The sequence below is a fragment of the Bacteriovorax stolpii genome (assembly GCF_002872415.1).
Taxonomy (GTDB): domain Bacteria; phylum Bdellovibrionota; class Bacteriovoracia; order Bacteriovoracales; family Bacteriovoracaceae; genus Bacteriovorax; species Bacteriovorax stolpii.
Genome location: NZ_CP025704.1, coordinates 1,502,657 through 1,528,432 on the forward strand (window position 1 = coordinate 1,502,657; position 25,776 = coordinate 1,528,432).

A 25,776-nucleotide genomic window follows, 5' to 3' on the forward strand; every position below is an offset into this window, starting at 1 on the left:
CCTTCTAAGTTAACCTGCTAATATATGGTTTATGGCGCACATAATTTTCATGGAGGAAGATAATGAGTCTCACGAAGGCCGACATCGTTGAACGAGTGTATAAAGAAGCTGGTTTCTCGAAGAAAGAAGCAGCAGATTTAGTTGATCTCGTATTTAAAGTAATCAAAGATACTCTCTCAAAAGGAGAGAAGGTAAAGATATCTGGTTTTGGAAATTTTTCCATCAGAGACAAGGCAACACGTGTAGGGCGTAACCCGCAAACAGGTGAAGCAATGGATATCTCTGCAAGAAGAGTTTTGACTTTTAAGCCTTCACAAGTGCTTAAAGAAGATGTCACAATGAGATATGCTCACCGTCTGGATGAAAAAGGAAATGAAAATAAGTCACTTCCTCCAAAAGAAGGAACGGCAAGAGCTCTAAGCTCATTCATGTCGAACACTGATGATGGTGATGACGATATGGACTTTTCACCTGAGGATGAAGACAACGATTAGTCGTTGTTCTGAAGTAGGGCAGAGGATAATTAATGTTTGGACCAATTGAAATTCCCAACAAATCTTCCTTCAAGATCAATGAAGTTTGTGCGCTCACTGGTGTAAAATCTTATGTTTTACGTTTTTGGGAGTCAGAGTTCACAGAGATTGCTCCAATGACTTCTTCATCAGGACAAAAGCTTTACGAACATCGCGATATCGAAGCGATTCTTCTCATCAAAAAATTACTATTCGAAGATAAAATGACAATTGAGCGCGCGAAGGCAGAGATGAAAATTCTTATGCCTCGCGAGTCTCTTGTTGAAGCAAATTTTGCCGATAACTTTTCATTCGAAGACGATGAAGCGCTTCATGAAGATGAATTCCTGGCAAACGATTCCATTCCTGAAGCACCTGCCTATCCAGAGAGAAATTCTCAAAAAGAAGTGGTTCGCGAGACTTCAGCTCCTTCTATGACTAAAAGAGTGTTGATTGAATCTGACTTCCAAAAGCTGATGGCCGCGAAGTCAAAGCTTCAGGAGATTCTAAACATTACCGAAGGTCTTCATCATAAGAATCACTGGAGCTAAATCCAGTCTCCCTTTTAAGTGACCATTGATTGTTTTTAGGTTCGGTTCAATAATCGAGAGCATTTTTGCGTAGTAATCTGCCACGATTTTATCCGTATTGTTTAATTTCAATTCACCCGAGAGGCGAGCGAACTCAGAGAGACCACGAGACGTCTCCAGAAGGCAATCTTCGCCGAAACGAAGCCATGGGTTTACATCCAGCTCATGCTGAGAGAGCTCACTTTCTGCAAGCTCAGAAAGGTCGTCAATAAGTTGAAAGTTCACACCCAGAAGTCTTGAGTATCTCCAGAGAGCTTTTTCTTTTTTTGCGTCTTTTTTTAGAAGAGAGATGAGTGCACTTCCAAGAATCGCCACCTGAATCAGGCGGGCCGTCTTTAGTTCGTGGGTGCGAAGAGTGTTGGCAAAAGATTTTGTCATTTCGTGAGAAAGATCTAAAACCTGGCCGTGGATCAATCCCTTTGGGCCAAGCGCCCAGCTAAAAAACCTAAATAGGTCCTGAGATCTCGGGTGATTGATTTTTGAAAGCAGTTGATAAGAAATATTTAACAGGCCATCTCCAGCAAGCAGCGCCTGCCATTCACCGTAAGCAATATGCGTGCACGGTTTTCCACGCCTTGTGAGGTCGTTATCCATCGCCGGCAGGTCATCGTGAAGCAAAGTGTACGTATGGTGAAATTCCACGCCAGAAGAGAGTTTAGCGTGGTTAGAATTTAAGTTTTCTTTTGAAGCTAAAAAAGCTTCCGGGTTTAAATCAGAAAAAACAGACCAGACCAGGTGAGGACGAAAAAGTTTTCCACCAGGAAGCACAGCGTATTCATAAACGTCTTTGATGGCGTGGTGAGGAAGGTTACCCGCTAAATGGTGAGCGAGCATTTTTTCGAGCTGTTGTGTCTGCATACGTTTTACAGGATTTGAGGAGCACCAGGGTTTCTAAGAGGTCCATTGACCTTTAACTGATAATTACCACTGGTATTTGACTCAGGCAAGAATAGTTTTAAGAAGGCGAAGTTCGTCAGAATATAGTTGGTAAGTTTCATGTTCCCGCTAAGATTTAGAATCGATCCCATGAAATCAGCTTCGTTGACTCTGATCTTTCCTTTTAAGTTGAGTTCGACTGGAGCGTTATTTTTACCAATCTGGATGCGCTCAATTGAGATATTGCTTGGGTCGTCGAACTTAGCAGAGATGTTAAGTGTTTCCAGGTTGATTTGTGTCAGCTCGAAACCTTTGATGTTTTGAGAAGGAAGAGAGAAATTGCGTGAAACGATATCGACTTCACCATCGTGAAGAGTGCCCGATTTAAATTCAAAGAAGCCTTCAATGCTAAGAGTTCCGGCAATCGGTGAAAGGTTTGCTTCCGTCATTGGAGCAAAAAGTTGGGTATCGACACGGGTTTTTTCAATTTTCACATTTTGTGTGAAGACAGAGAGTACCGGATAAAGATTGATATAAGATTTCCCACTTCTGGCCTCGACATGAAGTCTTAAACCTACCGGGTAAAAGCTAGGAGAGTGGAAAGCAACTTTGATATCCTGGAACTCAAGGCGGTTGTTGTACTGGCCAAAACAAGCACCAAGAATCACTGGCTTTCTCATTACCACTTTAGGCATTAGGTAAGAGAGTTCGACTTTTTCAAATTGAATAGGGCATGAAGGGTTTTGTCCTAGTTTCGTTTGAAGAAATTTATTCACTCTTTCTTCCAGTGAGAAGTTCACCATGAAACCAAGAAACAGCAGAATGAAACCGATGACGATGAGTCTTGCCTTCGTCCAGTATTTGGGCGTGTAGATTTCTTCGTTAAGTTCGTTATACTGAATTCTTTTCTTCTTCATTATTGATTAAGATTGGGACCCATATGCATCAGGGAGATTGTTCCTTGAAGCAGGTTCGTTTCATTGTTTTTATTCAGATTGATTTTTAAAATTTTAAATCTTTCCTGGTCAACTAAAGCGCGCATAAAATTTGAGAAGTCACTAGTCCCAAACCCCTGGAATACAAGTTCCGCTTCTGTTTTATTGATGCTTGAAGAAATCGAGTTTTGAGTGAAGTTTGAGATGTTCACTTTCGTCTGATCAATCGAGCTTTGAGAAAGAATGTTTCTCATTCTGTTGTCTAGGTCGTCCTGGCCCATGATCGAAGAAGGGGCAAGGTAATTGGCGCTGATATTGTTCAGGGTGTTTTTATTCCCGTCAAAAAGTGCAATCTGATCCATGATTTGCTTTTTCGTCTCAATGGCCTTTCTCGACTGAGAATTTCCCCACCATAAAACAGCAACAAAGATAAATGGAATGATAATTAAAGTGAAAGTCGTTACCTGGGCAACGATTTTTTGCTGGTCTTCATCCAGGTTTGCCAGAGCGTCGTTAAACTTCTGGAAAACACCTTCGCTTTTTAAAGCATCCAGCTTTTGAAAAATAAACTCATCAATTTTAATAAAAAGATTCGATGATTTTTCCATGACTATTTATCCTCAAACTGGAGTTCCAAAGTGGCCTGTCCAGGTTTGTAGTTGACGACGAGTCCAGGAAGACCTGAGCCCTTTAGGACTTTTTCCATGTTCTCAAGTTCAACCGGCTCAAGAGAAGAGAAGACTGCTTTAACTTCAAATCCGTCACTGGTGAATTTTTCAAGATTCACTTTTGGGTTGTTGTTAATCGTTTTACTCAAAAGGGCCAGAGGTCTTAGAGCGTTGACTGATTGAGAAGAGAGAATAGATGAAACTTCATCTTTAACGATTTTATTTTTCTTTTTAAGAACGTTTAAAACGCGGTTAGGGTTCTTATCATATGCTTTTCTATCTGGAGCTGAGAGGGCCAGATTCCCGCGGTTAAGCAGGGCCTTGATTTTTTTGTCAGCATCAGCGTTTTGCTTTTGCAGGAAAATAAATCTTTCCCCAACCAGACCCAGGATCAAAAGCAGAGCGATAAAAGTCGTTCTTACCCAGATGAAGACGGCAGAGTGAACCGAGATAAAAGCATTGGAAGCGGTCTGGAATTTTCCTGTCAGGAAGTTGATGATACTCGATGGGGCCTTTTGAGAGATGGCCATCATCTTTGCCAGATAAAAGTTTTTATCGTGGGCAGTGTAATCATTCTTTAAATCCAGAAGAGGAGGCAGTGTCTCCACCGGGATTCCAGTATGGTAGTAAATAAAGTTATCGATGTTGTTGATACTGCTTGTTCCACCAAAAATATAAAACTTGTCGATACTCGTTCCAAATTTTACACGGTGACCGATTTCCCATCTTTTTAAATCGAGGATCAGGGGATTGAAGACCTGCTTCATTAAAAGGGCGAACCCTTTTTGTTCAGGAGAAACTTCTTCCAGCTGTTCATCGTTGAGCATGAAAGCGTTTTCATGTTTATAGATAATCGCATTTTCCAGCGAGATCTGATACGTTCTGGCAATGACTTCGTTGATTGCATTTCCCGCCACGTAAGAAGTGTGGTTAGAAACAATCTGACGATTTTGAACGAAATAAACTTTTGTCGTCTTATGTCCCAGGTCGATGATACAACAAGTATCATTCATGCGGATGTGATCCACGTAGGCCTGCATCACTGAAACTTCGCTGGTCACGATTGAAGGTTGTGCTTCTTTCGTTTCAAAATAACCAAAGAAATCTTTAAAGACGTTGAATTGAGTAATGTTACTTAAAACAGAAAAGCTGTTGCTCTTTTTATTGATGCGCGAGCTGAAGTGAGCATTGTTTAGTGAGTAGGGAAGGTTTTCTTCCAGCTGAAACGGAATGATCTGTTCTGTTTTTCTTTTTGATGTTCCTGGAATTTCCAGGTATCTCGTCGTCAGCATTTCATTAGGCATCTGCATAATGACTCTGATGTCGTTTGGTTTTTTCTGAATATAATTGCTGATAATTTCTTTCTGCAAATCAGAAAGATTTGTGATGTGTGGGTAATGTGGTTTGACTTCTTCAAGAATGATTTCTTGTTTTTCAACCAACACATAATTTTTGCGCTCGGGCCTTACTTCAATAAACTTGACTGAATAGGCACCAATATCAATGGCCAGTATGTTCATAGTTTAAGTTTAAGGGCAAAGCCTAATGAAGCATAGGAAATTATAAGGGAAAAAAGGTTCTCCGACTATTCTAGTCGCATTTCAATTACACGCGGAAGAAGGAGTTCAACAGGCTGAGGCTTTTCATCTTTTTTATCCCCGCTTCCTGATCCTTGAGCTCCCTGGGCGCCTTGGTCTCCAGGAGGAGGGTTGCCATCAGCACCTGATGGATCTGCTGGTTCGTTTGGCTTTTTAGGCTTAGGTGGCTGAGGTTTAACCGGAAGATCTACATAGGCCACAATATTATAAACGGCATTGTTGTAAGAGCCACGGCTGTTAACTTTATAAAGTTTTCCGGCCGTATCAATGGTAAGTCCGGCCTGCTTTAGTTCAGTTATGCGCTCGTTATAGTCCGTGTCTGAGACAATGTTGAGGGTTCCGACAATAACATTTTTAAAGTCTTCAGCATTCTTAAACTTTTTCCCTTTAATTTTTTTGTCTTCATCTCCATCGCGGTATTTGAAGAACTCTTCAATTTGGATGTTGTTGATGTTTGGGAAAAGGATTTTTAAGTCTTCAATGGTCAATTCGTTAATGGCGATAACGCTGACTTCATGAACGCTCATGCGGTCTTTTATCAAATCAACAATGGCATCGTCCCATGAAGGAAGTAAGTAAAGCTCATCAATTGAGGCCAGGGGAGCGTGTTTTGGAGTAATATTTTTCTGGTTAAATTTTGCTTCAATCTCCGGTCTTTGGCTGTCCTGGAATTTTGAAGAGTCGTTAACGTAGAATTTTAGTTCTTTAATGAGATAAGCGGGATCGACATTGGAGTACTTTGCATGAAAGTCTTCATCCGTGTCGCTTTTGTCTTTAATAAGTCTTTGCAGAGTTTCCGCTAATTTTTTCTCAATAATAACGTCAGCTCTTTCCGTTTTTGTTTTTTTGCCGTCGCCATCATCCGAGCTTCCAGAATCTCCTGAGTCAGAGTCTCCACCGTCTAAATCACCAGAACCTCCGGCGGCAGCGTCCTGATCTTGTGCTGATTTATTATTAGTTGGCTTTAAGCGCAGACCATTTGGGTTTAAGAATCCGGCTATTTTAGTGAATGTAACCGAAACTTCCCCTCTAAAAAGAGTCTTCTTATTAAACTCTTCCAAAGCTGTCTTTTGAATAATCCCCGCTCCTTTTGGTTCCGGGATAGGGTAGATAAAAGGCTGGATAATAATATTTTCTAAGTCAGAAGTAGGAAAAGCGCTTTTTAAACTTTCTTCTTTTTCGAGTTTGTTTCTTCCCACCTGATAAAGGCGGAGTTTTCCCATGGCGAAGTTAAGCCCTGACTCTGCATTAAGCCGCGCCTGGATTTTATCTTGCTGGTTATAAATTTTAATCTTGTTGAGCTTGGTCTCAAAGGTAAAGTCGGCCAGAAGGAAAGTTAAAATCGCCACAACTCCTAAGACCAGCATCAGGGCGATTCCGCGTTCATTTTTGAGCGTCGCTTTTAGAAAACCGGGTCTAATTGTCATCGTCTTCTCCCGGTTGATCAGCACCTGTTCCTTGTCCTCCGGAAAATCCGCCACCTTGTTGAGAGCCATCGCCACCTGTGCCGCCAAGGGCCCCGGTTTTGATGTCGTCTTGTTTGGTGTTGAAATAAGGATTGAGTACGCGGAAAGTTTTTTCCAGCTTCTGCTCATTTTTGTCTTCATCAATCCACGTCACGTTCACTTTTAGCGAACGGATAAGATTCTTATTTTCGTTTAATTCCTGAAGAGAAGTCGTGTACTTTTTTGTTCTCTCGTCCCAGAAAGAAAATTCCAGTTCTTTTACTTTATCCATCACGACCTGAAATTTTGGCTTCGACCAGTCTTGAGTGGAATTGTAGATATCTGTGGCTATCGTTTGACGGACGACTTCGTAAAGGCCCGAGACTTTATCGTCAGGATTATCCGGGTCTGGCTCCATGGCACGCAGGCTGTATTTTACCCAGGCAAAACGCGACTCTTTTGAGTCGGCAAATTTTCTGCGGTTCGCTTGAGTTAAGAAGATAATGCTCGATTTTTCTTCTGATTTAAACTGCGGGATGAGCGAACCATTGTTGGTTCTTCCATCAAAAGCACCATTAGCATTGGTGTTAGTGTCAGCATAAACATCGGCAGAATTACTTGCTGTGGGAACAATTTTGGAATTAGAAAAAAGTGGGTTGTAGATTTGAGAAATGTCGCTATCTAAACGTCCGATGGCCGTTAAGCTCTGAACTGTCTGGCGGTCTTCCTTGATAACACGGTCTTTTGTTTCAGTGTTGGTATCAATCATTTTGTAGGTAGCAAAAGAGATCATAGAAAGAATGGTAATGGCGATCATGACTTCAAAAAGAGTGAAGCCCTGATTGTTTTTTAATGGAGAATAGGTCTTAGAATGATCCAATGGCCACATCCGCATTCTGGTTCATGATCCAGGCATCCAGTTTATAAGTTTCACCCGAGCTTTTATTTTTCACAGTGACTTCAACCTGCCAGATCATCTTTTCCATATTTTCTTTAAAGACTGTAAAAATTCTTTTTTCTAACTGTTTTTCCTGACTTTCTTCCTGAGATTGCTCTAAGTCCGCACTTGATTCGATTTTTGACATGTCAGGGACGAAGAATTTTTTATACTCAACAATCGTCTGATAGTTATTGTTGTTCTCTACATCTTTTGTGTCTTTAGTTAACGTTAAAGAGTCGGAGAGTGCCGGAGGATTGGTGATGATTTCGTTGATTTTATTTTCGCAGAAATCCTTAAGCAGTATATCTTCCTTAAGTTTTCCCGAGTCCATCAGGTTGTAACCAAATCCGGTTACGAAGGCCGAAGCAAACACAGCAAAAATGGCAATAGCGATCATAACCTCAATCAGTGTGAAGCCAGAGCGGTTGCCAAGAAGTGTAGTCCTTATCTTTCTTTCAGCCATGTCTCAAAAATTTCTTTTGCCTTTGCCGCCTGCAGATCGTTGATCTCGCGGTTTCCAGGGTTTTCAAGTTTATGAGTTTTCTTTTCTATTTTTTGATTAAACGGATTCACTTCCAGTGAAATCACATTTTCATCATTGGCCAGGATGATGATCGCATCGTCTTTTTCCCCGGTAGGGAAAGTGTAGACAGAGACATCACCGGTGCTCTTAAATTTTTCCGAGTTTCCATTGCCAACACCTAATATCTTAACACCTTCTGGCATTTCTTTGTTGGAATCCTGAAATTCCTGAACTTTATTAAATTGCATATTGGTTTCTTTTAGCCGTTTCGCTTCTTTTTCTTCTTCCTCTTTACTTTGAGACGTCGATTCATGCTCCGGCTCTGGGGGAAGGACAAAAGAAGAGCTTGGACCGTATTCAACAGCGTATTCCTGAGGGGCCTTTCCCAGCATGAAATGCAGGCGAACGACTGAGTTTCTTAGTACAGCTTCATCGCTCATAAAACGAATAGCTCTTTCGATGTTGTCGCTTTCTTGATCTAAGTCTTGACTGGTAGAGAAGGGGTTAGAGAGGGCCATGGCCATTACGAGAGTGATCAAAACCAAGGCTATCAGGATTTCGATGACCGTGAAGCCTTGGTTTGATTTTAGAAGTTTTGCTTGAATAAATTTATTCCGCTGGAGCAGCCTCACCGCCAGTTTCTCCACCACCAGAGGCAGCAGCTCCACCTTTTGGTGCTCTTAAATAGATGTCAGCTTCATTGCCTTCACCGCCAGCTTCACCGTCGTCTCCGTAAGAGTAGATGTTGTAAGTTTTTCCATCAGACTCATAAACATAATCGTTGTCCCATGGATCCTTTGGAATACCATCACCATCAATGAATCCATTAGGTGGATAGTCCTTACATTCTCTTCCGCCTGTTGGCTTAGAGATCAGGGCCTCAAGACCTTGTTCAGTAGAAGGGTAGAAGCTACACTTTCTTCTGAATTCTTTTAAGCGGGCGTCCAGGTTACTCATCTGGATTTTTGCAGATTTAATTTTTCCTTCGATAAGTGTGTCGTTAAAACGACCAACAACGAATGTACCAGCGATAGCTAGTAGAGTAAGAGCGATGAGGATCTCGATCAAAGAGAAACCTCTTTGATTCTGAGCAAGAGCTTTAGTAAACGACATGTTTTCCATCTAGGACTCCAAAAAGAGAAAATATGTTTTTAGGTTGTTTGGTTTTTATCTTCCAACGCTATTGAGATCAATAAGCGGCACTACTACCGAAAAGATAATAAATGCTACTACAAGTCCCATTGCTACCATCATTATAGGTTCTAGGATGGATGTTAGTCCAGCAAGTTTTGAATTTACCTGATCTTCGTAGTTTTCTGAAACAATTTGCAGCATCGGCTCTAGTTCCCCTGATTTTTCACCCAGCTTAATCATGTGGGTAACCATCGGAGGGAAAAGCTCTGATCGGACAAGGGGGCCGGTTAAAGAAGCTCCTTCGGAGACGCTTGAGCGAGAGTCTTCGATGGCCTTCTTCATGTGAACGTTAGAAATCAGGTTCGAAACAATCTTCATTGAGACCAGGATTGGAACACCTGACTGAAGTAGTGTGGCAAGTGTAGAGCAAAAACGGCTGACGTTAACCATGGTCACGATTTCTCCGACCACCGGAAGTTTTAGCACAAGAGCATCGTACTTAGATCGTCCTGACTCTGTTGAAATGTAGCGCTTAAAGAGCATCCATCCGCCGACGAGTCCTAAAATGACCAGCCACCAGTAGTTCATCAGGAAGTTTGAAATCCAGATACAGATTTTTGTCTGAAGAGGGAGTTCCTTCTTCATTGAAACGAAGATTCTGGTTAGTTTGGGAATAACGAAGATGAAAATGATCCCGATCATGGCGCCACCGGCACCCATCATGATCATTGGATAAGTCATGGCCCCTTTGACTTTGTTTCTTAGTTTTACCTGTCCTTCCGTAAAGTCGGCCAGTTTTAAAAGAACAACTTCAAGTGTACCTGATGCTTCTCCGGCATCGACCATGTTGACGTAAACGTTGTCAAAGATTTTTGGGTAATCAGAAAGAGCTTTGGCCAGCGATGACCCTTCGTTAACTTTTTGTCTGATTTCGGAAAGGGTGATTTTTAAGTTTGGATTTTCTGTCTGGTCAACCAGAGCACTGAAGGCCTCGACGACTTGAATTTTAGCGCGAAGGAGAGTGGCCAGCTGTCTGGTCATTAGGGCGAGGTCATTGATTGAAACGGCACTTCCGAAATTAATTCCGCCGCTTTTTTTCACAGTGCCGGAAGTTTGTTCGCTGATTTCAATCAGCATGATTCCCATTCCACGAATACGCGTCTTGGCAGCACTTAGTCCTTCGACATTCACAGTGCCTTTAACTTCACTTCCAGATTTATCAATCCCTTTATAATTATAAATCGCCATTAGTGTTGTGTTTCCTCATCTTCTTCGTTGATCGCACGTACCATTTCTTCAACTGAAGTGATTCCTTTGAAAACTTTTTCCAGGGCGTCCTGGCGAAGAGATTTCATTCCGTTTTTCATTGCCATCTTTTTTACAGTTGAGGCATCGGCCTTCTTTAGGATTAAAGGGCGAATGTCATCTGTGATAATTAAAAGTTCTGAAACGACTGTCATGCTGGCGTATCCAAGGTAGTTACACTTTGGACATCCTTTTGGTTTATAAAGTGTCGCTTCTTTTGGCATTGAGTGAACATCCAGCATTTGGAAGTCGTAATCAGTAGGAGTGTAAGCTTCTTTACAGTCATTGCAAAGAGTACGAATAAGGCGTTGAGCGAGAACTCCCGCCAGTGAAGAAGCAATAAGAAACGGCTGAACTCCCATATCGATAAGACGGTTAGGAGCAGACGAAGCGTCGTTGGTGTGAATCGTTGAAAGAACAAAGTGACCCGTTAATGAAGCCTGGATCGCCATCTCTGCTGTCTCCAAGTCACGCGTTTCCCCGACCATGATGACGTCCGGGTTTTGACGAAGAATAGAGCGGAGTGCGCGGGCAAATGTCAGGTCAATTTTATGGTTAACCTGGATTTGCGAAATCCCTTGCAGTTCGTATTCCACTGGGTCTTCAACCGTGATGATCATTTTATCTGGTGTATTGATACGGTCTAGCATTGCAAAGAGGGTCGTCGTTTTACCGTGACCAGTAGGTCCCGATACGTAAACGACACCGTGTTTTCTTTTTGAAAGTTCATCAAGTGCTTTTAAGTTTTGTCCGTGGAAGCCCAGGTTTTCCAGAGTCAGGATGTTGTTTGATTTTTCTAGAACCCTCATTACGATACGTTCACCGTTTTGAATAGGAACAACACTCACACGAATATCGATGTCCTTTCCGGCCATCTTAATTTTGATACGACCGTCTTGAGGGAGACGTTTTTCAGCGATATCCATCGACTTTGTCATAACTTTTAGACGAGACGTTACTGCGGCCTGAGTTTTAATCGGCTGGCGCAGAATTTCTCTCATCACTCGGTTGATACGGAAGCGGTAAACAACTTCTTTTTCGTAAGGCTCGATGTGAATATCTGAGGCGCGCTCTTTAATGGCGCGGAAGATGATCGAGTTCACAAAACGAATAACTGGTGCTTCATCAGCTCCAGCTTCAAGGATATCAATCGGTCCATCCAGGTCCAGGTTCTCGTCGAAGTCTCCTTCGATTGAGTCGACCACGTTGCGGTTTGCTCTTTCGTAGATGCGGTTAATGGCGTCTTGAACTTTAAGCGGGCTGGCGACAACCATCTTAACTTCTTTCTTAAAAATTTCCTGGATGTCGTTAATCGCATCAAAGTTAAACGGGTCTGTCACTAGAACAGTGATAGAGTATTCCGTTTCTAAGATCGGCAGGACTTCGTGAGTCTTGGCGTAGTTGATGCTGATGTTTAACGTCAGGTTCGGGTCGATTTCTTCAAGCTTTAATTCATTTAAATAAGGAATGTCCACCTGGTGGCAGATCACTTTAATGATATCGTGCGGATTGATGTAATTCTTCTTTAAAAGAATTTCACCCAGAAGCATTCCTGATTCGTGTTGAATCTCCAGGGCCTCTTCCAGCTGGGCGTCGGTGAGCGATGTATGTTTCAAAAGGAGCTGGCCGATTTTTTCTTTCTGGCCTTCAACTTTTTCCATCATGTGATCGGATATTTTCACTGATACTTCCTTAAAAAATGTAATTACTGTACTGATGTCACCGGATCAGTTGTTCCCGCCGGCTTGTTTTCTGCTTTCTGGATAATTTCCTGATAGTCAGGAACGTTTCCTTCAGTTGCATCTACACCAATAGCTTCATTTCTGTCTTTGTACTTTTCAGTTTCACTTGTGTCGTACAGAGGACCTTCACCTTGTTTTTTAGCTTTGTCGTAAAGCCCTTTAACCGTAGTAGAGAAGGCGTCGTCGTCTCCCACCATGTTTTTTAAGTGAGACTGACGGCGGTTAAGCAGGTCTTTGACGTTTTCAGCATTTGTTTTCTCATACGAAGCCAGGATTTTTGGCGTCATGAAAAAGAGTAGGTTAACTTTTTCAACCGACTTTGTCGTATTCTTAAATAACCATCCTAGAACCGGGATATCTCCCAGTAGAGGAACCTTGCTTGTTGTATTCGTTTCTTTATCGCGCATTAAACCACCCATGGCGATTGTGTCTTTATCGCGCACAACGACTGTCGTGTTAAATGCTCTGATAACTGTCCCAACACCACCTTGAGTAGAGTTAACTTGTCTTCCCGAGAAATCGACGATTTTCTGGTCGATTTTAAGTTTTACAAATCGTGTAACTTTGTTGATTTGCGGAGTGATTTTTAAGTTAAGGGAAACTTTTTGCATTTTAATCGAGTTGGTTGTTGAACCATTCGTTGCACTTGTTGTTTCAGTCGTTGGAACTTCTTCCCCAGACTCGAAAGCACCTTCCACGTTATCCATTGTTAAGATTTGTGGAGTGGCCAGAACGTTTGTTCCTGCGTTTGTTGCAATCGCCGTAATCAGACCGTTAACTGAGTTGACCTGAATTGTGTTTCCATCTGGTGTCTTAAGGTCTACCTTTCTTCCGATACCACCACCAACGAAAAGTCCTGAAAGGTTAGTGATATTGTTTGTCATAAGAGAAAGAAGGTCGTTTGTGTTACCGTAACCGGCCTTTTGAGATCCACCAGAGCCGTAAGCTCCAATTAAGCTGATCCCGAATCCTTGTCCTCTGGAAACCTGAGTCTCCATCATTAGACCTTCAACATAAACCTGATCGCGTGGGATATCTAACTGAGCAATAACTGTTTTTACCGTTTCATAGTCAGTAGGTGAAGCTGTTACAACAAGGGCGTTATTTTCTTTATCAGAAGTGATTTTGACTTCGCTGTTAAAAAGTGTGGCCGTTGTCGCTGTTCCACTTGTTGGTGATGTAAAACGAGTTAAACCACCAGCGGCCCCAGATCTCGGCGCGTTTCCTACCAGAGATGAAAGAGTTTTTGCCAGGGCTTCAGAGTCACCGTAGTTCAGGTAATAAACGTGGATTTGTCCAGAACCTGCAGCGACAACTTTTACGTCTAGTTTTTCAATCAATCCACGAAGCTCGCGTGCTCCATCAGAGTTTGCCATGGCGATGATTGAGTTCGTTCTTGGCTCAGCAATGATGCGTGAGATGTTTGATTGAGAAGATGATCCAGAACCAGAAGCAACTGTGTTTGTTCTTGGAACGCCACCTGCGCCCGAACCGTTCTTTAAGATTTTATCCAGTAGAGTCGCGATCTCTTGAGCTGATGAGTTTCTTACTTTAATAATTTGCAGAGACTCTTCATGCCCTGGGATATCGATGAACTTAATCAGCTTCATTAAACGGTTGATGTGCGTTCCTGTTTCCTGAACGATAACCGTGTTGGTTTGCTTGATTTCGATGATTCTTCCGTAACGAGACATGAAAGGACGGAAAGAGTTAGCAACTTCGCGCGAGTTAACATACTTCAGCGGGATAATCTGCATAACGTAGTTTTCAGTATTCGGAGTGTATGTCCCCGTATACATCGTCGTTGGAGAGTATCTGATGTCGCGGTTGTTAACGATCGTGTAGAAGGCCCCTGATTTTACCAGCGAGTACCCGTTGATTGACAGGGCCTGAAGGTAAGCTTTCCACGCATCTCCAATTGTAATTGGAGTAGGTGAAGAGATCGAGATCTTTCCCTTAATGTCTTTATCCAGGATCAGGTTTAATCCTGTTAGTTTCTGCATATGTTTTGTTAAGTCTAAAATTGAAACGTTCGGGAAATCGAAGCTCGTTACAACTTCAGGACCGAAAGCTGTTTCAGGGTTCAGGTTAACGTACTTTTTATCTGTTTTTGTAGGGCTTGCTGATCCTGTTCTTTTTCTTCCGAAAGCATCAGATGAACCGCTTCCGCCGCGAGAGCTTTCTTCGAATGAATCAGTTCCCTCATCGGCCATTTCGTCGCCGCCTTCATCATCACCAGGAGCAAAGTTAGTTGTGTCCTGTGCTGAGCCTTCTAATAATGAGCTGGCCGATTTTCCTGTATCCGGGATGGAGATGTCAGAAGGAGTGTTGACACCTTTTTTAGCGTTGGCCGCTCCACTTGGGCGGTTGAATTTTGTTTTGCTCTTAAATTTGTCAAACTGTGCTCTTACTTCAGGCGATAGCCCCACTGTGGTAAGTAGGAGAGACGCGGTTAAGACTTTCGAGAGATTAACATTTTTTTTCATTTAAACGTCCAAATTAAATATTTTTATTCAAACCCGTATTCTAATGTTTCGTTCATTCCATTTCTCTTAAGGCCGATCTGGAACTGGTCAATTTCTTTGATTCGTCCAAGAAGAGTCATAAGTTCATTGAGATTTTCAATTTTCTTTCCATTGATTGACGTGATGACGTCATCGTTCTGGATATTAAGCTGAGAGTAGATTGAGCCTGGAACAACTTCCGTCATCTTAAATGCCAGAGAGCCATCTGGATTTGTGATTTGCACCGCCTTTGCCTGAGTCAGAACTTCACTCATGTTGCTGATCATGTTGTCTCTGAAAGCGCGCTTAATTTTAAAAGAGTTCCCCACGTTTTTAATGCTTGGGTTTAAACTCTTAAACATTTTTTGCCCGATTTTTGGAGAAACGATTTTCATCGGAGGCATTACCGGTGCATCTTCTTCTTCGCTGGCGATGTATTCACATTCTCCAGTTGTCAGGTTCTTTAGGATGATTTTCATGCGGTTGATTCTTGAAACTTCAACGGCGTTGTTTAATTGTTCACCTTCTCTAACGTTTACCAACTCACTTGATCCACGAACCTGAACAGAGGCCACAGATTTTACCGAGTCCTGAAGAACAATAGTATCCAGAAGTTTTAGCGGTTCAGAAGTAGGGCGTTCTGCATCCGTACAAACGATGCTGGCGATGTCGATCTTTGGACCTTTATCAGAGGCCTTATCGCTTTCTTTAACGTTAAAAAGATTCGTTGAAGAAATGCGGTTGATGTCTTGAAGAGTCGTGTCCGATTTTTCAATAGGCACGCTGATATTTCCTTTCACCGTTGAAACCATCGGAGTTCCGCGGCCGATAAAAAGCGCAGCTGTTTTACCAATTAAATAAGTGAAAGTCACAACGAGAAGAATGATAAATACACCGTGGATTTTTCCACGAGTGTAAGGGGAGAAGAGTTTTAAAATGAAATCGTTCCAACTGAACTTATCGATACTTTTCATTGGAGAAGCACCAGAGAATCTCTCTCTGATTCGCTCGCCACTTCCGGCACCAAATTTAGGGAATTTAAACTTAAAACGGCCAACAGACTCCGGCTTTTCAGGCGGGTCCATTTCCATTTCTTCAAAACTCATATTGTGATCAGTTTTATCTGATTCACTATAGTCATTCACCAGGTGCTGGTTTTGTTCTCTAAATTTATTGAGGTTGTAATTTCCGAGAGTTTTTTCTGCAAAAACTTCAGGATTTTCATCGGTGTAAGACTCATCAGCAGAGATCTCTTCAGACTCTTGTGCGTCTCTGCGCATTTCTGTGAATTGTGCAGGGGAGTCGTCGTCTTCTTGATTGTACTCTGTGTCTGTCTGATCAGTTTCTTCTTCAAGAAATTCTTCCTGGTCTTGTTTAGACTTTTTGAAACGATCTAAGAACTTAAAATTGAAATTAAATTTTTTCATATTTGTTTTAACATCATGTTAATTTTGAACAACATTAATAAAGCTTTCAAATTCACCATCCATGGTGGATCAAATTTATAGTTATTCTTCTATTCTAAGAAGTTAGAAGACTTGTAGCAATAAGATTCTTTTGTACCCGAGTGAACAAGTTGGTCTTTGTTTTCATTTCTCTTTTTAGAAAGATTGAGTATCCTAGTAGATGTATTAAATTCAACGTTTCAATCATAAAAGGTGATCAAAAATGGCAAGTAATTCGAACGGACAATTAGAATCGGTAGTAGGCTCTCTCTTTTTCGGTGAAATCAACGAAAACCTGGTTTTTCCTTTTCCACACTTTTCAGACTCTCAAGTTGAAATGGCCAAGGAAATGACGGCAGCAGTTGATGCTTTCGCAAAAGATAATATCAATGGTGAGAAATTTGATAAAGAAGCTCACCTTCCAAAAGAAGTGATTCAAGGACTCGCAGAAATGGGCCTTTTAGGTCTGGGAGTTCCTGAGGATTTAGGTGGCCTGGGGCTTGATTACTCACTTTACTGTCGCGTGTTTGCTCAAGTGGCAAGTCATGATGGTTCAGTGGCAACGATGATCGGGGCTCACCAGTCGATTGGTTACCGTGCTCTTTTAAATGAAGGGACACCTGAGCAAAAGAAGAAGTGGCTTCCTCGCCTGGCAAGTGGTGAAGTGATTGCTGCTTTCTGTTTAACTGAGCCAGGTTCTGGGTCGGATGCATACTCAATTAAAACAAAAGCTGTTGATAATAAGGATGGAACATACACTATTACCGGACAAAAACTTTGGATTACCAATGGTGGTCTGGCAGGTTTTTATTCAGTTTTTTGTAAAACAGAACACGTTGTTGACGGTAAGACAGTGGAAAAAATTTCCTGCTTTATCGTAGAAGGTGGATCTCCAGGACTTTCTTTTGGTGAAAAAGAAAACAAAATGGGGATTCGTGCGAGTGAAACACGTGCTGTTTATTTTGATAAAGTTGTCGTTCCAAAAGAAAACATTCTTGGTGAATTAGGAAAAGGATTTAAGATCGCGATGAACGTTCTTAACTCTGGACGTCTTTCACTTGGAGCAGGATGTGTTTCTGGAATGAAAATGATTCTTGAAATGGCCACAGCTCACGCAACAAACAGAAAACAATTCGACCGCCCGATTGCAGAGTTTGGATTAATTCAGGATAAGCTGACAAAAATGGCGGCGATGACTTATGCAGCAGAGAGCATGGTTTACCTGACAACAGGGAACATGATCAAAGGCATGAACGATTATTACATGGAGACAGCTGTTTGTAAGATTTACGGCTCAGAGTCTCTGTGGGCAAGCATTGATATGGCAATGCAAATTGCGGCCGGTAACGGTTATATGAAAGAGTACCCTTACGAAAGATTAATGAGAGATGTTCGCATCAACATGATCTTTGAAGGAACAAACGAAATTCTCCGCGCACTTCTTGCTCTATCAGGAGTAAGAGGACCATCGGAAGAAATGAAAGAGCTTGGAAAAGTGACTGACGTTTCAAAGGCGCTTCAGGACCCTATTAAGTCTCTTGGTGTCTTTACAAAATTTGCCAGAAAGAGAATGTCTCATATGATGGGATCAAAAGCTCTTACAAAAGCTCACCCTGAGCTAAAAGAGCAGGCAGAGAAGTTCTCTTCTATGCTTGGTCGATTTGCCATTGCCGTAGAAGACACGCTGATCAAGTATGGAAAAAACATCATTGATAATGAACTTCCACAAGGTCGACTTGCAGATATGGTTATCGACCTTTATATCATTCTTGCCTGTATTTCGAGAACGACAGCTATTCTTAACAGCTCAAAAGCAACTCAAGAGCAAAAAGACTATGTACTTCGTTTAACAAAATACATCTGTAATGAATCAGGAAGAAAAATTAAGAGAAACCTGAAGGCAATGTCAAAAAACAACGACAAAAATGTTATCAAGATTTCTGAAACAGTTGTAAAAAATGGTGGATACGGTTTTGACATCATCGACTTCTAAGTCCCTTTATTTGGCACTCCTGGGGGTTTTGCTCTCAGGGTGTGCTGAAAAAAAGATTCAGCCTATAAAAGATCTCGGCGGCCCTCGTGAGCAGTCGATTCCTTACGATATTGCCCCTGAAAGATCAGGCGGAATTTTTGTCGATAAGACTCAAGAGTATGGACTTAAAGATATTTCAGCAGTTCATCTTTATGCTGTCGATGTCAACAATGACGGGGCCACAGACCTGGTGATCCTTGATGATTTTTACGCTTCTCCAAAATTCTATTACTTCAATAAAAAAGAAAAAAAATTCAAATTAGGGGAAAACCCTTTTAATGAAATTGTGCGAGCAAGTTACCTCAACTTTGTCGACCTGGACCATGATGGTATCTATGATGTCATCGTTGGAAATCTCAACCAAAGAAGTGAGATGACCCAGTATCCTGGGCGCGTTTACAAAGGTATCGTAGAAAACGGAAGGCTTCGCTATCAGGCCAAGTCATCTTTGCCAACGGGAGTTCTTCCAACGGCGAGTATCGTGCCACTAGATTTCAACCTTGATGGTGAAATTGATCTTTATCTGGCCAATTGGTTTTCACAAAAAGACAACAATCCCAAACCTGTGACAGATTATCTGCTTCAGGGAAAAGGGTTTGAGTTCACCGATCTAGGAAGCCAGTTAAGAGGCGAATACGACTATAATAAATCGGACAAGATTTACTCGAATGCCACACCAACTTTTGGAGCAAGTGTGTGCGACGTGGATAAAAATGGTCTTCCTGATATTATGACCAGCAATTCAAACGGATATTACAATAAGCTGTGGCTTAATATCGATGGGAAAAATTTCGTTAACTACGGAATGGAGTCCGGTTATGCGGCCGATAATGAAGGATCTGCTGATCAAAAGGGCGGAGGAAATTCATTTTTTAGTTTATGTGGCGACTACAATAACGACGGAATTGTTGATATCGTGGTTGGAAACCTGGCCCGCGACAGCGACCCTGAATCCCGCGACAAATCAGCAGTACTGACTGGTTCAGTAAAAACTTTTCCACCAAAATTTATCCGCTCGGAATTTTTCCTTCAGGATAAACAAGAGAATTGGTCAGAGGGAGATAGAAGAGGAGCATGGATTGATTATAACCTTGATGGTTTAAACGATCTTTTAATCGCCAACTCTGGTTTTCCTCCTTCTTCGCGACTGGTCTTCTTTGAACAGGAGCCAGACCACGCTTACGACGATAAAGCAAAAGAGCTGGGGATCAACCTGATGAATCCATCGGGGATTGTGACGATCGATTTAAATGGTGATGGTGTGATGGATTTTATTTCCGGGCAAAGTAAAGTTCGCGCCGGAGATATCAACACTCGTCTTTATATTTTTGAAAACCAAACAAAACGTGAAGGGAAGGGTTCAATGCGTTTTCACCTTCAAGGAAAGAAGAGCAACTTCCATGGCATCTCTTCAACACTGACTTTTTCAACGACTAAAACAAAATATTTCGGCGAGGCCAACTACGCCTATGGTTCTCTTCCTTCACAAAATGAAGAAGGTATTTACTTTGCTTTCGGACATGAAACCCCTAAGGAGGTTGAAGTCAGATGGAGCATTGGCAGTGAAGACCGCCTAGGCCGAGTGGCACCTCTGGTACGAAAGTATAACCTACAAAAACTCTCAGGAAAAGGTAAGCATTTAGAATTAAACCTTTGCGAAGATGGTCGCGTGCTACCAAGATCAAAAAATTGTTATTAAAACTCTAAGAACAATTCTCCGATGAAGTAGGTATGAAAAAACTAATACCTCTAGTCGTTCTCTTTACTTTTTTTAGCTGCTCACAAACACCTCTTCATGTTGAGTCTCCAGAGAGAGACCCAGCGAATTTTCAGACTTGTTTTGAGGCCATGAGCAACATCATGAATTACAAAACTCACTACGGTCCGGCCGCTCAAGTCTTCTCTAATGCTAAATCTCTTAAGGAGCTTGAAGGGCTGTATGGTGGTGATAACTTAATCGAAATCCAAAGACGAATTTCAAATGATGAAATCTTAAAAAACAATGCCAATTTAAAGCAGCTTTTAAAAGATCCATTTGAACCAAAGGATGTACCGGGAAAAATCAAAGCTATTCCCATGGATGATGCCAACGTGATTTATCGTGCCATGGCCGATTCTAACGTCAATAAGAACCACTATTGTTACGATCCAAAAGGCACGATTGGTTTTTGTTTTGGGCGTGCAACCATTGCTCATATGGAAGCGATCGTAAGAGAAGTGCACCCTGATTCAGTTAAAAAGATCTGGATCGCTGGTGATATGGGAGTGTGGGGTCACCACGTGGCCACGATGGTGTACACTGAAAAAGGATGGATCGTCCTTGATACGAACCTTGGTAGAAGTGTTGATATCGACACCTGGATTGCGACTTACATGCCAATGAAGAAAGGAAAAAAAGACATCATGGTTTTTGTCACTCAGGCCGGGCGCTTTGGACCATACGACTCAAGTCCATATAATGCCATTAACCTCTTCAACACAAACAGTGCTGACTTTAAGAAGGCCAATGACTTCTTTAGCGGTTACTTTCACGATTATTTCGAGAGCCTGGATAACGTAAAAAACAAGCCGCTCGTCGATCAAAAGAAAGCTAAATAATGTAGGCCGAACTCAAAATTGCGGCATTCAGTGTTTCGTGAGTTTCATTGCGATATAAAACAGTCCGCAGGACTGTTTTTCGGTCTACTTTTTCTTAACGATATCAGAAAGGTGCTTGATTCTCTCAGGCATCTTTTTGTAGTTCAGCGTACTCATATAAATCTGAGATGAGGGCAGTCCTGGGATTTCCTGGACCTTGAGCTGGTCTTCTTTCTTGATTAAATGATCTGGAATCACTGCAATCCCCACATCGTTTTTTACCAATGAGATGATTGAAGTAAATGAGTCTACCATGACGATAGATTCGCTTTTAGTTTTTGAAAGCTTAAACAGGTGATCGTTATTTGAGAAAACAACCCAGCGGTGATCGCTCAGTTTTTTTCTGTTCACTTCGTTTTTAGAAATCAGGACCAGTTTTTCTTCGAAGAGTTTTAGCGATGTAACTAGCTCCGATTGGATATTTTCTGTTCCAAAGATCACGTCAAATTTGCTCTCTTCAATTCCTGAACGAAGTTCCGGCATATCGGCGACGTGAACTGTCACGTCGCGCTTTTGTCCCTTAAGGTAGTCTGTCAGAAGAGGAGTAAACCAGTTCTTAAGCAGTCCTTCCAGGATACCAATAGAAAGTGGGAGTTGATCTTCGCGTTGGAAAATCTGAAGAGAAGTCTTCTCAAAACTTTGAGAGGCCTGGTAGAGCTCTTTTCCTTTTTCCGAAAGAATAACTTTTTTGCTCGATCTAATGATGAGCTCTTCTTGAAGTGAGTCTTCCAGAAGTTTAATCTGACGGCTGACAGCTGATTGAGCAATATTTAATTCTTCAGCGGCCTTTGAGAAGCTTGCGTACTTAGCCGTAAGCATAAAGGCCTTGAGATAGCGAAAATCTAACATTCTAAACCCCTTCTTTTACGGGAGGAGTTTTTTCCGGGTTTGCTCTCCAGAATTTTCCTTTGAACTCGCCTTGAGAGTGGTTCGTAATGACGAAGCCCTCAGCGTCCTGGTTGAAATCCTGAATGAAGTCCACAGAAGCTTCCTGTAAATAGAAGGCCGCGAATGGATCGATAACGACAAAAATTTCGTCGTTGCTATTAGCAATGCGAACTTGAAAGTCGTCTTCTTGAAGATCTGTGAATCCTGCTGCGTAAGTAAAACCTTCGCAACCTTTCCCACTTACAACAATACGAAAGTATTTACCCGCCAAGGTAAAATCGTTGTCGATGATCAATTTTAATTGTTCTAGGGCGCGCTCAGTAAACATGATCACAGGTGGAAGGACCAAGTCCTTGTTAACCTTATTTTGTTTAAAACCCATGTGAAAATCCCATGCGGAAAAGTGTCGTTAGTGTTATTGTATGTGCACCAGTAACTATCCAACCAAAAAAGAATTTACAAGTCAAAAAAGGAAATTTTTTATGAAGCTAACGTATAAATTAATAATTGAAACACCTTCGACGCACCAAGTTCGAGTTGTAATTCAAGGAAAAAAAGAATCTGGTGAAAAATCGCTGGACTTTTTTCTACCGCGTTGGTCTCCAGGATCTTATTTAATCCGTGAATATTCACGTCATTTATCTAGCTTAAAAGCGGAAACAGCTAATGGAGAAAGACTTTTTCTCGAACAAACAGATGTTTCAACTTTTAATATCGATTGGAATAAAAGCGAGTTAAAAAACACTAAGGATGCCGACACATTTACACTTTCTTACAATGTTTATTGCCATGAGCTAACAGTAAGAACATCACACGTTGATGACTCACATGCTTTCTTACACCTGCCAACTCTTCTAATGGGCGTGTTAGGAAAAAATATCACTGACCCGACTATCGAATTATCTTTCCCACCATCGTGGTCAAAAGTTTCAACGGGACTAAAAGATATTTCAGTCAAGCGCGAAGCCTTCATCTATACAGCAAAAAATTATGATGACCTGATCGACTCGCCAATTGAAATTGGTTGCCAGGAAACTGATGGTTTTATGGCCGGAGGAATCCCTCATGATGTGGCCTTCTATGGAAACCTTCTTCCTCATAAAGAAAACCTAAAAGAAGACACGAAAAAAATCGTTGAGCACATTGCTGATTTTATGGGGGGATACCCGTACGAAAAATACACATTCATGACTCATTTTGTTCCCGGTCTATATGGTGGTCTTGAGCATTCAAATTCAACAGCACTGCAATTTGACCCGACGGCAATTACAAACCGCAAAGGGTACATCAACTATTTAGCACTTGTATCTCATGAATACTTCCACACATGGAACGTAAAGCGCATTCGTCCTTTCGAACTTGGGCCATTTAACTACTTAAAAGAAGCAACTTCAAAACTTCTATGGCTTGCTGAAGGTCTGACATCTTTAATGGATGAGTTATTCATCTATAGAGCGGGTCTGATCACGATGGAAGAATACTTAGAAATGCAAAAAGACAACCTGAACAGGTACTTCTCTGTTCCAGGAAGAAAATTTCACTCACTGGATGATTCATCTTTTAACTCTTGGATCAAACTTTACCGTCCGGATGAAAACTCAAACAACTCAAGTGTGAGTTACTACCTTAAAGGTGGGATTGTTTTCTTTGCTTTAAACATCCTTCTGGCCGAAAAAGGAAAGAGCATTAACGATCTGCTAACTCTTTTATGGGATGACTATAAAAAGCACCCTGAGCGTGGAGTAAACCCAGAACAGGTTTACAAAATGGTTGAAGAAGTAGGTGGAAAAGATATTAGAGAAAAGTTTGAAGTAATGACTTCAACAACTGAAGAAATCGATCTTGAATCAATCTGTGCAACGGCCGGATTAAAGTTCGAGTGGGATAAATCTGAATCACCATGGCTAGGGTTTGATCCTGAGTTCTCAGGGGATAGAGTGATCGTAAGAGCTGTGACTCTTGATGGCCCAGCTTACAAAGCAGGATTAAACGCAGGAGATGAAATCATCGCTATCAACGGTATGCGTGTCCTAAAAGACCGCTACAATGATTATGCAAAATACCTAAGAGCTAATGAGTCATACACATTCATGATCTCAAGACTGGCAAGTCTTCAGACTGTGACTTTAAATGTTGGAGTGACGCCGGCAAAACTAAAGGCGATTACTGTGGCCGATAAAGACAAGGCCGTGAAAGTTTTTAATCCATAATGGATTAAAGCGCTCCTTCGGGAGCGCTTTTCATTTGAGCTTATCGTAAGCGGTTTGCAGGAACTGGCAGACCTGAGTTGAAAGCTTCTTTGAATCAGTCCTTCTTCTAAGCCACCACACGCACATCTTTCTATCCATCTCAATTTCATGCTCAACGAGAGCGATTTTCTTTTCCTTTAACAAATCGTGCACCAGAATTTTAGGAACCACACTCCAGCCAACACCATTAAGAACTGCTGAGCGCACACCAATTAAACTATCCACAGTTAAAACCGTTTGCGCAGAAAGATCGCTAAAAGAAAAAATATCCGGATTCATCTGCTCGTGGCGGATAAAGGGTTTTTTCATCAGAGCGTCTATTGAAAGTTTCTGACCTTTTGTTTTCCATGAAACAGGAGTCACGACCAGCCATTCTTCTTTAAAGAGCTGCTTATGAGCAATCGCCGGGTCTTCTGGCGGATGGCAAACAATAACAAAGTCACAGGCGCCAGTGATAAGATGATTTTCAATATCACCACCAGGTGTGCTGATATTTAAATGGGCCTTCGTGGGAAAAAAAGAAAGGTGAGGGATGAGAAACTGCTCAACTAACCACATGGTGGAAGCAATCCTAATCGTCGACTGACCCTGCATCACTTTTTTTTGAGCGGCGATACTTTCTTCTACCCATCCAACAAGTGCAAGTCCAGAATCAGTAAGCCCCCAACGGCCATCGATTTTTTGAATCAATCCATAGTCTTCAGAAATGCGCTGGGTTTTTCGCTGAAGCCCGGCCGGGTCGCAGTTTAATATTTTTGCCGCTTCCCTTAAAGAAGACGCTTCTTTAAAAGCGCGCAGGATCAGGCAGTCATCAGGTGATATTGTGAAGTTTTCCATGTTGATATTTATCTATCTTGTTGTTGATATTTGTCAACAGCCAAACAAAAACAAAAAAGGGATGGTAAGATCCGCGGAGGTCCCATGAAAATGTTATTGTTAATGTGTGTTCTATCTATTCAAAATTCTTTTGCTCTTGATCGTTACTTTGCCAATGAAGAAGTCCAGAGACTGGCCCCGGAGGCCTTTGCCCTTCAGCCGGAAGCAAGTGAGTTTCATAAACTCATTGGGGAAAAATCCAAAAGAGAGCGTGAGCTTTTTGTGAAATTAGTTAAAGAAGACAACGCTCTTCTAGAAAAAATCCAGAAGTATAAAGAGTTAGTTTGGGAAGAAAAAGAAAAAGTTCTTCGCCAGGTTTTTGCTCTTGAAGTACAGGCCCTGGGAATTAAAGCTCCAGAACTTATCATTGATAAGACGACGACAAAAAATGAAGCGTACTTTGATTTTGATATGACAAATCCAGGAGCAGGCAGAGTGCTTTTAAATATTGATGAACTAGAAAAAGATAGCAACCCTCATGCGGGACTTCTCCTTCTTATTCACGAGACAAGACATTCGGCGCAGTTTCAGGAGGCCTTCAAATTAAATAATCCTATAGCACGCGCTTACAAAGCGGCCTTTAGTGCGCAGAAGAACCATGCTAAAGCGATTACTTCTTTTAGTGATTTTCTCACGCTTATTAATGAATATGAGGCCTTCCAATTTGGAAACTACGTCGTCAGTGCGCTCTTAAATGGCCAGGTTGATACACTTGGAATGGGGACCTTTGCCAGCCAATACAACGAAGATTACACGCTTAAAATTGATCTTCCTAAACTTTTCAAAGACCGTGAAGAAGGAAGCAATACAGAGACAATCCTCAATACTTTTAACAAGTTAGAGAGGGCTCAATACGATATTCTCGTAGGACAGTAAT

Annotated in this window: 23 protein-coding genes; 7 read left to right on the top strand and 16 right to left on the bottom strand. The window is 41.7% G+C overall.

Annotated elements, in window-relative coordinates:
- The first annotated feature begins 62 nt into the window (after positions 1-62).
- Both C0V70_RS19355 and C0V70_RS07515 read left to right on the top strand, forming a co-directional pair.
- Complete coding sequence (locus C0V70_RS19355) at positions 63-494, top strand: integration host factor subunit alpha (RefSeq protein ID WP_102243248.1); 432 nt, start codon at positions 63-65, stop codon at positions 492-494.
- A 32-nt stretch (positions 495-526) separates the two neighbouring features.
- Entirely contained in the window at positions 527-1,063 is a 537-nt protein-coding gene (locus tag C0V70_RS07515; protein ID WP_102243249.1) for a MerR family transcriptional regulator, read from the top strand.
- Here C0V70_RS07515 and C0V70_RS07520 read toward each other — a convergent pair.
- The 13 genes from C0V70_RS07520 to C0V70_RS07580 all read right to left on the bottom strand — a co-directional run bounded on the left by C0V70_RS07520 (position 1,019) and on the right by C0V70_RS07580 (position 16,199).
- A complete protein-coding gene (locus tag C0V70_RS07520; protein ID WP_102243250.1) occupies positions 1,019-1,960 on the bottom strand; it encodes a polyprenyl synthetase family protein in 942 nt (313 codons plus the stop codon). The genes C0V70_RS07515 and C0V70_RS07520 overlap by 45 nt on opposite strands.
- Before the next feature lie 5 nt (positions 1,961-1,965).
- On the bottom strand, positions 1,966-2,895 hold the full coding sequence (locus C0V70_RS07525; RefSeq protein WP_102243251.1) for a hypothetical protein: 930 nt from the start codon (positions 2,893-2,895) through the stop codon (positions 1,966-1,968).
- Positions 2,895-3,521, bottom strand: a complete 627-nt coding sequence (locus tag C0V70_RS07530) for a hypothetical protein (RefSeq protein WP_102243252.1) — start codon at positions 3,519-3,521, stop codon at positions 2,895-2,897. The genes C0V70_RS07525 and C0V70_RS07530 overlap by 1 nt, the downstream gene beginning before the upstream one ends.
- A 2-nt stretch (positions 3,522-3,523) precedes the next feature.
- Complete coding sequence (locus C0V70_RS07535) at positions 3,524-5,101, bottom strand: type II secretion system protein GspL (protein WP_102243253.1); 1,578 nt, start codon at positions 5,099-5,101, stop codon at positions 3,524-3,526.
- A 65-nt stretch (positions 5,102-5,166) separates the two neighbouring features.
- The gene (locus C0V70_RS07540) at positions 5,167-6,606 is read right to left on the bottom strand and encodes a hypothetical protein (protein ID WP_102243254.1); all 1,440 of its coding nucleotides are present in this window, start codon (positions 6,604-6,606) and stop codon (positions 5,167-5,169) included.
- On the bottom strand, positions 6,596-7,504 hold the full coding sequence (locus tag C0V70_RS07545; protein WP_158649612.1) for a PulJ/GspJ family protein: 909 nt from the start codon (positions 7,502-7,504) through the stop codon (positions 6,596-6,598). Before C0V70_RS07545 ends, C0V70_RS07540 begins: the two co-directional genes overlap by 11 nt.
- Positions 7,491-8,027: a type IV pilus modification PilV family protein gene (locus tag C0V70_RS07550; protein ID WP_102243256.1), complete on the bottom strand. Its 537-nt coding sequence runs from the start codon at positions 8,025-8,027 to the stop codon at positions 7,491-7,493. The genes C0V70_RS07545 and C0V70_RS07550 overlap by 14 nt, the downstream gene beginning before the upstream one ends.
- A complete protein-coding gene (locus C0V70_RS07555) occupies positions 8,009-8,755 on the bottom strand; it encodes a pilus assembly FimT family protein (protein ID WP_102243257.1) in 747 nt (248 codons plus the stop codon). The genes C0V70_RS07550 and C0V70_RS07555 overlap by 19 nt, the downstream gene beginning before the upstream one ends.
- On the bottom strand, positions 8,697-9,209 hold the full coding sequence (gene gspG, locus C0V70_RS07560) for a type II secretion system major pseudopilin GspG (protein WP_102243258.1): 513 nt from the start codon (positions 9,207-9,209) through the stop codon (positions 8,697-8,699). The genes C0V70_RS07555 and gspG overlap by 59 nt, the downstream gene beginning before the upstream one ends.
- 45 nt (positions 9,210-9,254) lie before the next feature.
- Positions 9,255-10,469, bottom strand: a complete 1,215-nt coding sequence (gene gspF, locus C0V70_RS07565) for a type II secretion system inner membrane protein GspF (protein WP_102243259.1) — start codon at positions 10,467-10,469, stop codon at positions 9,255-9,257.
- Positions 10,469-12,208 (bottom strand): type II secretion system ATPase GspE, encoded by a 1,740-nt coding sequence (gene gspE, locus C0V70_RS07570; protein WP_133566767.1) that lies wholly within the window; start codon positions 12,206-12,208, stop codon positions 10,469-10,471. Before gspE ends, gspF begins: the two co-directional genes overlap by 1 nt.
- A 23-nt stretch (positions 12,209-12,231) precedes the next feature.
- A complete protein-coding gene (gene gspD, locus C0V70_RS07575; protein WP_102243261.1) occupies positions 12,232-14,754 on the bottom strand; it encodes a type II secretion system secretin GspD in 2,523 nt (840 codons plus the stop codon).
- A gap of 23 nt (positions 14,755-14,777) precedes the next feature.
- Positions 14,778-16,199: a PDZ domain-containing protein gene (locus C0V70_RS07580; protein ID WP_102243262.1), complete on the bottom strand. Its 1,422-nt coding sequence runs from the start codon at positions 16,197-16,199 to the stop codon at positions 14,778-14,780.
- A 241-nt stretch (positions 16,200-16,440) separates the two neighbouring features.
- Between C0V70_RS07580 and C0V70_RS07585 the strand changes: the two genes are divergently transcribed.
- Genes C0V70_RS07585 through C0V70_RS07595 form a run of 3 tightly spaced genes read left to right on the top strand, consistent with a single transcriptional unit; the run spans position 16,441 to position 20,847 of the window.
- Positions 16,441-18,210, top strand: a complete 1,770-nt coding sequence (locus C0V70_RS07585) for an acyl-CoA dehydrogenase family protein (RefSeq protein ID WP_102243263.1) — start codon at positions 16,441-16,443, stop codon at positions 18,208-18,210.
- A complete protein-coding gene (locus C0V70_RS07590; RefSeq protein ID WP_102243264.1) occupies positions 18,191-19,948 on the top strand; it encodes an FG-GAP repeat domain-containing protein in 1,758 nt (585 codons plus the stop codon). Before C0V70_RS07585 ends, C0V70_RS07590 begins: the two co-directional genes overlap by 20 nt.
- 32 nt (positions 19,949-19,980) lie before the next feature.
- A complete protein-coding gene (locus C0V70_RS07595; RefSeq protein ID WP_102243265.1) occupies positions 19,981-20,847 on the top strand; it encodes a hypothetical protein in 867 nt (288 codons plus the stop codon).
- Positions 20,848-20,931: 84 nt separating this feature from the next.
- Here the strand turns inward: C0V70_RS07595 and C0V70_RS07600 are convergent, their stop codons facing one another.
- Together C0V70_RS07600 and C0V70_RS07605 are read right to left on the bottom strand one after the other, a co-directional pair.
- Positions 20,932-21,735, bottom strand: coding sequence for a LysR family transcriptional regulator (locus tag C0V70_RS07600; RefSeq protein ID WP_102243266.1), 804 nt, complete (start codon positions 21,733-21,735; stop codon positions 20,932-20,934).
- Position 21,736: 1 nt separating this feature from the next.
- Entirely contained in the window at positions 21,737-22,156 is a 420-nt protein-coding gene (locus C0V70_RS07605; protein WP_102243267.1) for a HesB/IscA family protein, read from the bottom strand.
- Between the two features lie 100 nt (positions 22,157-22,256).
- Here C0V70_RS07605 and C0V70_RS07610 point away from each other — a divergent pair, with 100 nt between their 5' ends.
- Positions 22,257-23,984, top strand: a complete 1,728-nt coding sequence (locus C0V70_RS07610) for a M61 family metallopeptidase (RefSeq protein WP_158649613.1) — start codon at positions 22,257-22,259, stop codon at positions 23,982-23,984.
- Between the two features lie 30 nt (positions 23,985-24,014).
- On the opposite strand, the gene C0V70_RS07615 is transcribed toward C0V70_RS07610, so the two are convergent.
- The gene (locus C0V70_RS07615; RefSeq protein ID WP_102243269.1) at positions 24,015-24,860 is read right to left on the bottom strand and encodes a LysR family transcriptional regulator; all 846 of its coding nucleotides are present in this window, start codon (positions 24,858-24,860) and stop codon (positions 24,015-24,017) included.
- An 84-nt stretch (positions 24,861-24,944) separates the two neighbouring features.
- On the opposite strand from C0V70_RS07615, the gene C0V70_RS07620 reads away from it, so the two are divergent.
- On the top strand, positions 24,945-25,775 hold the full coding sequence (locus tag C0V70_RS07620; protein ID WP_102243270.1) for a hypothetical protein: 831 nt from the start codon (positions 24,945-24,947) through the stop codon (positions 25,773-25,775).
- Position 25,776 lies beyond the last annotated feature (1 nt).